8 protein-coding genes and 1 pseudogene are annotated in these 10,000 nt (G+C 52.4%); 3 read left to right on the top strand and 6 right to left on the bottom strand.

What is annotated here, in order from left to right; genetic code table 11:
• Positions 1-40: 40 nt before the first annotated feature.
• Together ACRRUX_RS17875 and ACRRUX_RS17870 are read left to right on the top strand one after the other, a co-directional pair.
• Positions 41-1,375 (top strand): annotated as a pseudogene (locus ACRRUX_RS17875) (PfaD family polyunsaturated fatty acid/polyketide biosynthesis protein); the annotation flags it as partial.
• Positions 1,376-2,060: 685 nt separating this feature from the next.
• Positions 2,061-5,036 (top strand): TonB-dependent receptor domain-containing protein, encoded by a 2,976-nt coding sequence (locus tag ACRRUX_RS17870; RefSeq protein ID WP_432532858.1) that lies wholly within the window; start codon positions 2,061-2,063, stop codon positions 5,034-5,036.
• Positions 5,037-5,132: 96 nt separating this feature from the next.
• On the opposite strand, the gene mscL is transcribed toward ACRRUX_RS17870, so the two are convergent.
• Positions 5,133-5,543 carry a large-conductance mechanosensitive channel protein MscL gene (gene mscL / locus ACRRUX_RS17865; RefSeq protein WP_432532856.1) on the bottom strand — a complete coding sequence of 137 codons (411 nt, stop codon included), beginning with the start codon at positions 5,541-5,543 and terminating at the stop codon, positions 5,133-5,135.
• Between the two features lie 279 nt (positions 5,544-5,822).
• On the bottom strand, positions 5,823-6,101 hold the full coding sequence (locus ACRRUX_RS17860; protein WP_432532854.1) for a DUF4242 domain-containing protein: 279 nt from the start codon (positions 6,099-6,101) through the stop codon (positions 5,823-5,825).
• A 259-nt stretch (positions 6,102-6,360) separates the two neighbouring features.
• Here ACRRUX_RS17860 and ACRRUX_RS17855 point away from each other — a divergent pair, with 259 nt between their 5' ends.
• Positions 6,361-6,879 carry a glycine cleavage system protein R gene (locus tag ACRRUX_RS17855; protein ID WP_432532852.1) on the top strand — a complete coding sequence of 173 codons (519 nt, stop codon included), beginning with the start codon at positions 6,361-6,363 and terminating at the stop codon, positions 6,877-6,879.
• A 116-nt stretch (positions 6,880-6,995) separates the two neighbouring features.
• Here the strand turns inward: ACRRUX_RS17855 and ACRRUX_RS17850 are convergent, their stop codons facing one another.
• The 4 genes from ACRRUX_RS17850 to ACRRUX_RS17835 form a co-directional block, all read right to left on the bottom strand.
• Positions 6,996-8,147: a sensor histidine kinase gene (locus ACRRUX_RS17850; protein WP_432532850.1), complete on the bottom strand. Its 1,152-nt coding sequence runs from the start codon at positions 8,145-8,147 to the stop codon at positions 6,996-6,998.
• Positions 8,144-8,839, bottom strand: a complete 696-nt coding sequence (locus ACRRUX_RS17845; protein ID WP_432532848.1) for a response regulator transcription factor — start codon at positions 8,837-8,839, stop codon at positions 8,144-8,146. The genes ACRRUX_RS17850 and ACRRUX_RS17845 overlap by 4 nt, the downstream gene beginning before the upstream one ends.
• A 51-nt stretch (positions 8,840-8,890) precedes the next feature.
• Positions 8,891-9,178, bottom strand: a complete 288-nt coding sequence (locus ACRRUX_RS17840; RefSeq protein WP_432532846.1) for a hypothetical protein — start codon at positions 9,176-9,178, stop codon at positions 8,891-8,893.
• 136 nt (positions 9,179-9,314) lie between these two features.
• Complete coding sequence (locus ACRRUX_RS17835) at positions 9,315-9,845, bottom strand: PepSY domain-containing protein (protein ID WP_432532844.1); 531 nt, start codon at positions 9,843-9,845, stop codon at positions 9,315-9,317.
• Between the last annotated feature and the right edge of the window lie 155 nt (positions 9,846-10,000).

Here is a 10,000-nt window from a genome sequence, read left to right as displayed (position 1 = left end):
CACGCCCATCCGCCAGTCAGCGGTCGATGCCAACACCCGCGCCATAGTGCCGGCGCTGGATGCCGGCAAACTGGGTGACAGCGACTTTTGCGCTGCCCACGGCCTGAAATATCCGCTGTACGCCGGCGCCATGGCCAACGGCATCGCCTCCGAAGCCCTGGTGATCGCCATGGGCAAGGCCGGCATGCTGGGTTCGTTCGGCGCGGCAGGGCTGGTGCCCGCCCGGGTCGAGCAGGCCATTGAGCGCATTCAGGCGGCACTGCCGGACGGTCCATACTGCTTTAATCTGATCCACAGCCCCAGTGAAAGCGCCCTTGAGCAGGGCGCAGTGGAGATGTACCTCAAGCATGGAGTACGCACGGTGGAGGCCTCCGCCTATCTGGCACTCAGCGCGCACATAGTGCGCTATCGCGCGGCAGGCCTGAGTCGCAACCCGGATGGCAGTATCAATATCGCCAACAAAGTCATCGCCAAAGTCAGTCGCACTGAAGTGGCGACCCACTTTATGTCGCCGGCACCGGTTAAACTGCTGACCCCTTTGCTGGATGCCGGGCTTATCAGCGCCGAGCAGTTTGAACTGGCGCAGCAGGTGCCCATGGCGGATGACATCACCGCCGAGGCAGATTCAGGCGGTCATACGGACAACCGCCCGCTGGTTACCCTGCTGCCCACTCTGATTACCCTGAAACATCAGCTGCAGGCCAAATATCAGTATCCACAGCCACTGCGGGTCGGCGCCGGTGGCGGACTCGGTACACCGGAAGCCATGCTGGCGGCCTTTACCATGGGCGCCGCCTATGTGGTGACTGGCTCCATCAACCAAAGCTGTATCGAAGCCGGTGCCAGTGAGCACACCCGCAAACTGCTGGCCACCACTCAGATGGCGGATGTCACCATGGCGCCCGCCGCCGACATGTTCGAGATGGGCGTAAAACTGCAGGTGGTCAAACGGGGCACTCTGTTTCCCATGCGCGCCAATAAGCTGTGGGAACTGTACCGTCTGTACGACAGCATTGAGGCTCTCCCGGGTGAGGAGCGGGAAAAACTGGAAAGCCAGATTTTCAGATGCTCACTGGAGGAGATCTGGACCATGACCCAGCGCCACTTCAACGAGCGGGATCCGGCGCAAATTCAGCGCGCACTGGATAACCCCAAACGTAAAATGGCACTGATTTTCCGCTGGTATCTGGGGCTCTCCAGTCGCTGGTCGAATATCGGTGAGCCGGGCCGGGAGATGGACTATCAGATTTGGGCAGGCCCTGCGCTGGGCGCATTCAACGCCTGGGTGGCCGGCACAGTGCTGGCAGAGCCTGCCAATCGCAAGGTTGCCGAAGTGAACCTGAAACTGCTTGAGGAAAGTGCCAGACTCTGGCGCCGCCAGATCGTAGTTGGTCAGTTCTGATATGACAGCAATGGTTGATAAAGGTACTGCAGAATGCATACCTTTATCGCTACTTGCCATCCGTCAAGATGTTCAATTGATTAGTTTTGATTGTTTCAACTGGGTTTTGCCCTGAACAGGCACAACAACCCAGGAATATCTGCAGAAACGTCTGCAATATGCAAACGTTGAAGGAATTCATACCGCAATAACCGATATCGCTGGCAATAAAATCCAATATTACAAATCCAATGCATCGCTATCCTGTGTACCTATATCCAACTGCATTACTGCTAACAACCAATTAGTTACTTTCAAGAAGCATTCACTACCTCAACTAAAGAAACTTTACCGGGGCAGATTACCTGATGCGAGTCTTCAACAAGGCCTGTCCCCCCCCTCAATTAACCAATCTATCTCCAGAGACATCGCCCCCACAGAACAACAGGTCTAATTTTTGCCGACAATAAACGGATTTGATTGCACCTATTCCAGAATTATCTCCTTATTGAGGAAAGCAGTCCTTGTAAATCCAAAGTTTTAGCCCGCGACCATTACTATCTAAATTCAAACATTAAAAAGATACCAATTATTGCACATGTTAATTTATTGTGATTACATCGTTAAAGCAGATGGCATTACTGCTAATTAAACACAAATAGTTTCTGGGAGATTAGTAATGCAAAAACACATCCAAAATAAGCTGGCATGTGCAGTTCGTTATGCTCTGATTGCAGGTGCAGCATCAACCGTAGCGATGGTAAATACTGTCATTGCAGAGGAACAAACTGAGAATATCGAAAGGATTCAGGTCACAGGCTCTAAGATTACCGCTATCGGTCTCGAATCCAGCTCACCGATTCAAACTATTTCGGCTGAAGAAATAGGAATGGCCCAAGAGCCAGAAGTCGAAAAAATATTGAGGGATTTGCCCGCGACAATTCCCGGTGATGGAGGCAACGTAAACAATGGTACTGCAGGTGCAGCCACAGTAAACCTCAGAGGCTTGGGTGCACAGCGCAACCTGGTTTTGTTGAATGGCAAGCGCATGGTGCCATTCAACATAGGTGGCCGGGTTGATACCGCCTCAATTCCTACAGCCATGATCGAAAGCGTTGATATTGTGACGGGTGGCGCATCTGCAGTTTATGGTTCTGATGCAGTATCCGGCGCAGTGAACTTTATTCTGAAACGCGATTTTTCCGGCGTTGCTGTGGATACCAATATTTCAGAAACCGCAGACAGCGATGGCCAGAATAACTATATAGCAGTCACTCTCGGTGGAAATTTTGATAACAGCAACGGTAATGCTGTGATGTCTTTTGGTTATGTAAAGCGTGATCCTGTGTTACTCGCAGACCGCAAGCTTGGGCAATTCGGTATCCGTACAGATAATGGCGCTGGCTATCAGGAGTTTCTGGATGGCGCTACTGCACCAGAGCCGATCGGGGGATGTGGTGGTCCAAGTGTTGTTGATGTTTCCGGCAGTGGTTCAACAACATCCATTCCAACCCGTTTCGAAGTTCTGGGAACTCCCATCAGCATGCAATTCCGTGATGATGGTTCATTAGGTTCACCTTGTTCTGTATTTAACTTCAACCCCTTCAACTACTACCAAACACCGCTTGAACGTTATAACTTCATGGCCCAGTCCCATTACGGGATTTCTGATGAAGTCGAAGCATTTGGTAATTTCCACTACACCAATGCGACGGTAACCCAACAGGTTGCGCCTTCAGGTACATTCGGGGCGAGCCTGGTATTACCGCTGTACAATCCGTTAATTTCATCTTCTGCCTTAACCACTATGCTTGACTCCGCCAACGCTGCGCGAGTTGCAGGCACCTTGGTTGATGGCAAAAACTGGACTGACTCCAACGGCAATGGCGTTGTAGACTCAGAAGACTTGCTGGATGTCAGGCTGAGACGCCGTACACTGGAATTAGGAGAACGTTCAACCAGTTACGAATCTCATCTGTGGCAGGGTACGGTAGGTATTCGCGGTACTTTACTTGATAACTATGACTATGAGCTGTTCTACCAATATGGTGAGTCAAACCGTCTGCAGGTTTCCGCAGGCTACACCAACCTGACCAATATCCAGAATGCTTTGATGGCGACCACTAATGCCAATGGCGATGTAGTATGTGAAAACGGCGATTCTTCGTGCGTACCAATCAATCTGTTTGGCGGATATGGCAGTATCACCCCAGAAATGGCTGCTTATGCCGGTGCCACGGCTTTGCTGAAAGAAACTTATGAACAGGAAATCTTTGGCGGCTTTATCTCCGGTGAGTTGGAGTTTGCCACCCTGCCAACTGCATCAAGAGGGCTGTCTCTCGGTCTGGGCTTTGAAAAGCGAACTGAAACCGGCACCTTCGAACCTGATGAATGTTGGAAGCAAGCGCCCGCAAGCTGTTTGGGTGGTGCGGGCGGTAATATTCTGCCTATCAGCGGTGGTTACGATGTAACAGAATGGTATGTGGAAGGCGTTCTGCCGCTGATTGATGATATGACAATGGTTGACAGCATGAACCTTGAGTTTGGTTATCGTGCGGCAGACTATTCAAGCTTTGGTTCGAATGACGCGTGGAAAGTGGGTTTGAACTGGCGTCCGATCGATTCAGTATTGCTGCGAGTCATGGAGCAGCAAGCAACCAGAGCCCCCAACATTGGTGAACTTTTCTCACCCATCACCCGTGGTTTGGGCGATGCAACGATAGATCCCTGTTCTTCAGCCAACGCAGGAAATATTGATGCCAGACTGACAGAACTCTGTATCGCCACGGGAATGACCGCAGCAGAAGTGGGCGTTATTCCAAACATCATTGCAGGTCAGGTGAACACCTTTGATGGCAGTGACCCAACCAATCTACCCAAGCCTGAAACCGCAGACACCTTTACCGCAGGTATCGTGCTGACGCCTGAGCTGCCATTTGCTGACAGCTTCTCTCTGTCGGTCGACTACTACGACATTCGCATTGAAGATGTGATTGGTTCGTTCAGCCCACAGGAAGTTCTGGATGGTTGTTACATGCTGGGAGATATGACCCAATGTGCCAAAATCAATCGTCAGGGCGGTGACTTGACGGGCGATCTGGCAGGTATCGACACCTTTGTAACCAACCTGGACTACCTGAAAGCTGAGGGTATTGAAGTTGGATATAACCTGACATTTGAAATTGGTCGTTGGGGTGAACTGCAACTGACCGGTAACGTCAACAAATATCTGACTCAGGAATCCCAAAGCTCTGCAGCAACCCCTGTGGTCGACTGTAATGGCTTCTTTGGTACCAGCTGTAACCCGATTTCTGATGTTAAAGCAACAACCAGACTGACCTGGTCTTGGGATGACCTGACCACCTCAGTAAACTGGAGATATCAGGGTGCCATCGACGTGCTGCCAAACGAAGCTGAAAACATGTACGAGCCTTTCCGTCATATCGGCAGTTATAGCTACATAGACCTGTTCGCCAGCTATGCCGTTACCCAGAATATTGAAGTCACTGTAGGTATTGATAACCTGCTGGATAAGCAACCACCTGTTGTTGGTGATACCGCAGGTACCACAGCCTACAACTCTGGTAACACTTTCCCAAGCAGCTACGATGTACTGGGAACTATCTACAAAGCAGGCCTTAAACTGAGATTCTGATAAAAGGCTTAGCCATTGCAAAGTGACTGAAACAAATACCCCGGCAATTGCCGGGGTATTTTTTGCTATCAAAACAACCAAATCACCATCGGAACTTCACTCCGCCTTGCTTTTGGACAGCAAGTCACGAATTTCAGTCAGCAGCAGCACTTCTTCAGTTGGCTTTGGTGGCGCAGCAGGTGCGGCTTCTTCTTTCTTTTTCAGCGAGTTGATGGCTTTGACCGCGACAAATACCGCAAACGCGATAATCACAAAGTCGACCACAGTTTGAATAAATGCACCGTATTTGATCATCACCGCCGGCACACCTTCGCTGCCCTCTTTGAGCACCACAGCCAAATCACTGAAGTTGACCCCACCCAACAGCATGCCGATGGGTGGCATAATCACATCAGCCACAAAGGACGACACAATTTTGCCAAAGGCGGCACCAATGATGATACCGACCGCCATATCAACCACATTGCCCTTCACCGCAAACGCTTTGAATTCTTTAATAAAACTCATATAGTTCTCCGCAAGCACAATTTTTTGTTACCAAAACACCCCAATTTGTAACACCGGTTCTGGCAAAACAAAAGCAAAAACAGGCTGAAAATCAGTAGATCAGTTTACTCAGGCCGGGATCAAAGGCCATTTAACCTGGCAGCAAGTGTTCCATCAGCTTATCCATCCAATCCAGAGAGGTTAATTCAAACTCTCCCTGGTGCAGAGCTTAGCGGCGCAGACATCATCCAGCGCCATCAGGGCTGTGGCAGAGATGACGGAAGCAAAGCCTGCCAAGACTCAGGATGATTTGGCTGTCGCCGGACTGATCACACTGCTGATCTGTGCAATACTGTCGACCGGGAAGCCGCCCTGGCTGGCATGTTCACGAATGATCTGTTCGTTCTGCGCCAGATAGACGCAGTACACCTTGTTGTCGGTCACATAGCTTTCCAGCCATTTGATCTGGGGGCCCAACTGCGCCAGCACGCTGCAGGAGGTCTGGGAAATGCCCATCAGCTGCTCTGCGCTCAACTCGCCCGCCCCCGGGATGGTGCGCTCAATAATGTACTTGTTCATTGCCACTCCTCACCATTGTCTAGGTTACCAAGCTAACAAAGGCCGGAGCGTAGGGCGGTCATGCTTTAGTTAAAAAACTCCCCTACTTTGGTGCGACAACCTGTGCTGATCTTGACTGCTGATGGCGGCTGCTGATATTGGCTGCCGATTATGACAATTGTCGCTATCCCCTGACAGCCCAAGCCTGATATGGTGTAATCAGCACAAGATGAGTCAGCCCCCAGGGGCAACGCGTCCCAGCCAGCTCAATGGAGGTCTTATGCAAACCTGTTTTATCTGCAGTATCAGCGGCCCATTTTCTCCTCATCTGATCGCTGATCTCGCCAAAGTCACCCGTCAGGCCGGTGGACACTGGCTGAGCAGCAAAATCATTCGTATCGAAGATCAATTCTGCGCCATGATGAAACTGGCCATTGATTCTGAAAATCCAGAAATCCTGCAGGATCAGCTGGAAACCACCTTTCCCCAATTGCTTTTCAGCTTTGTTGACAGCAGTAACGAGCCGACAGCCCACAGGGCGCTGGATGTCACGCTGGACTGCGCCGACAGGCCGGGACTCACCCACGACATCAATTCCCTGCTGGATGGTTTGGGGGTGATCATCAGTCATCAGGAAAACCATAGAGTTGCTGTGATGGGATCCAATGAAACTGTGTATCAGGCGAAACTGCAGCTGGAAGTGCCAGAGGCGCTGGCGGACGATGATATTGTCGATGCGCTCGATGGGCTGAATATCAATCACAGGGTGTCACTCAGCGCTCGCGCCAGCGCATTCTGAAAAAACCAAACTCAGGTTTCATAAAAGCCAAAAAATCAGGTTTCATAAAAGCAAAAAATCAGGGGAGCCTAAGCTCCCCTGTGCAGTATTCATTCGGGTCTGTTAAGCAGTGATGATTACCGTGGCAGCATGATTTGCACCACCAGCCCCGGGTGGTTGTCGTGCAGACTGATTTGCCCATGATGTAGCCCGACTATCGCCTTCACCAGCGCCAACCCCACCCCCAAACCGCCATCGGTGCGGCTTTTATCGACCCGGTACAAACGCTCAAATACCCGCTCCTTTTGCACATCTTCAATGCCCGGGCCATTATCAGCCACCTGCAGGCAGATGCCATCGCCACGCGCTTCACAACTCAGGCTAATGCGGCTGCCCTGAGGACAATATCTCAGCGCGTTTTCCACCAGATTGGCCAACAGCTGAATAAGCAATTCCCTGTCGCCCTGCAGCATCAATGGCGTGGCAGGTTTGCTGACGCTCAGCTGCATACCGGCGTCATCTGCCACATCGGTGTAAATATCGGCCACGGTGGCGACCACGGCCGACAGATCCGTTTGAGTAAAACGGCTGCGACGGGCACCGGATTCAATCTGTGAAATGCGCAGCAGGGCATCGAAAATCGACGCCAGCCGACCTGAGTCATTCAGCGCCTGCTGCAGCTCCTGAGTAAATGCCTCGCTGTGCGTCGCACCAGCCCGCTCGGCTTCATCCTGCAGATTCATCAGGTTGTGTTGCAGCCGAGTGATGGGCGTCTTGAGTTCATGGGCGATATTTACTGAAATATCACTCATGGCGGCGACTGAACCCTGCAATCGCGACAGCATTTCATCGACGGCCACGGCGATGCGGGCCAGATCATTAAACTTGTATTGCTCACCGGTACGGGCCGCCAGATTACCCTCGGCCACTTCTGCCAGTACCTGCTCGATGCGTTGGATACGCCGGCCACTGGCACGGCTCATGACCACGACTATGGCGATGGTCAGCATGGCAACCAACACCCCGGAAAGTACAAAGCCGGAGGCCATAATCGCCAGAATATCGTCGTCATCTATCGGATCATCGTCGATTTTGGGTGTCGTCTGGCCCACCAGCTCGCGGGTCTCGGCGACAATTTCGCGGTTTTGTTTGCCCAGCTCATAATCCACATAGGCCAGACTGATGCTGGCCATCAGCACCAGGCTAAGCAGCGACACCAGAATAAACGCCAGTCCCTGCTGAGTGGCGCTGCTTTGCAGCCATCGGGGCAAAAATCCTGTCAGCTTCATGAGGCCTCACCCGGTTTGTATTCCAGCTTGTAGCCAGCGCCACGCACAGTCTGGATCAGACTGTCGCCAAAGGGTTTTTCCAGCTTGTTGCGCAGACGGCTGATGTGGGTTTCCACCACGCTGGTCTGGGGATCGAAATGAATATCCCAGACATGTTCAAGCAGCATGGTGCGGGTGATCACCCGCCCGGGATGACGCATAAACAGCTCCAGAATACGAAACTCTTTGGGCTGCAAGTCCAGCGTCTTACCCTGACGACTGGCGGTATGTTCAAACAGATTGATCACCAAATCGCCAACGCACAGCTCAGGATTGGCCTGGGCACTGATATTGAGGGAGCGGCGCGACAAAGCCGTGACCCGGGCAAGCAACTCGGAAAAGGCAAACGGCTTGGTGAGGTAATCGTCACCACCGGCCTCCAGCCCTTCAACTCTGTCATCCACGCCGCCCAGCGCGGTCAGAAACAGCACAGGTGTGGCTATCTGGGCAGCGCGCAGGGCTTTAACCAGCGACAAACCATCCAGCCCAGGCAGCATGCGATCGACAATGGCGACCTCAAACTGCTCCGTCATGCACAACGTCAGGGCGTGTTTGCCATTGTCCGTGACTTCAACCTGATGCCCCGCCTCCTGCAGCCCCTTTTCCACAAAGCGGCTCAGGCTCGCATCATCTTCAACCAACAATATCCGCATGCAGACTCTCTTATCTCTCTGGGTGTATCAGGCGCGTGACATCCGGCTGACTCAGGCAATCACGATTGTCTGGGTCTGAGCTTGAGCCTGTGACTGGGTATCCGCCACCGGTGCATCGTCCTGCTGACGGGCCGGAGAACCGGTTTTCCCTGCCTGCCACCTGGCATACAGAGCCGCTGCCGCACCTGCCAATAAACAGGTTCCCAGTGTAACCAGTCCCAACATAAAAAACAGGCTGAAAGCCAGCAGTTCGGCCACACCTTTGGCGCCATGGTGGCGAATATTCAGCAGTTGCGATTTAAGTCCAGCCCACAGGCCGGTAAAAGAGGTTTGTTGCATACACTTATCTCCAGTTCAATTTTACTCGCCGGTGTGGTCAGCGCCCCCAGCCAGAGCAAGACACCCTGATTGATCATGCACAGATGGCCTGGTCATGCTCAGCTGTCTTACCCATAGGCCAAGCCGCTGTCAGCGATTATTTTGCCGCCGGTACTGTCACTTTGGTTTTGCTGCCGTCGGCCTGAATGAATTTGGCTTTGTAGTGGATGCCAAAGTCATCACTCAGTTCAATCTCGTACACCTGACCGGTTTGCTCCTGCTGCGCCTTGGTCAGCGCGCTGTCCAGCGACAGGTATTGCCCGGAAGCGATGCCTGCCAGCCAATCTGCCTGCTCCTGAATGTCATCTCTGTCATGCTCAACTTTCTCGCGCTTGCGGATGATGTCACCGGTAGTGGCATCGATACGCACCTTGAACTCTTTGCCCTGCGCGGCAACCAGCTCCACATCGTAAACCGGCTTGCCCATGGTCATTTCACGCTCGGCTTCCGTTGGCTCAGCACCGGTTTGCTGTCTTGCAATACTGATAGCCTGCTGCAGACTGATGGCATCCGCACTGTGGGGATTTGGAGCATCGGCCGCCAGGGCGCTGCCTGCTGCGGTCAGGGTCAGCGTGGCTGCCAGTACAGAGGCCAATACTGAGGTTTTGCTGTGCTTGATGGTGTTCATTTGGTATTCCTCGCGGTTGTGATTCAGTCCGACAATCTGTGTCGATGTGGCTACTGTACAACCCTTAACTTGCGCCAAGTTTTCCCCAAACTTACATTTTTGTAAGCTTTACCGGCATTGTTGACTTTGCCGCGCAATACCGGGGCGAGGAAGCA

The organism is Shewanella sp. GXUN23E (assembly GCF_050865035.1).
Classification (GTDB): domain Bacteria; phylum Pseudomonadota; class Gammaproteobacteria; order Enterobacterales; family Shewanellaceae; genus Shewanella.
Note: the sequence above shows the minus strand (reverse complement) of the source record. Positions and strands in the feature narration are given on the sequence as shown.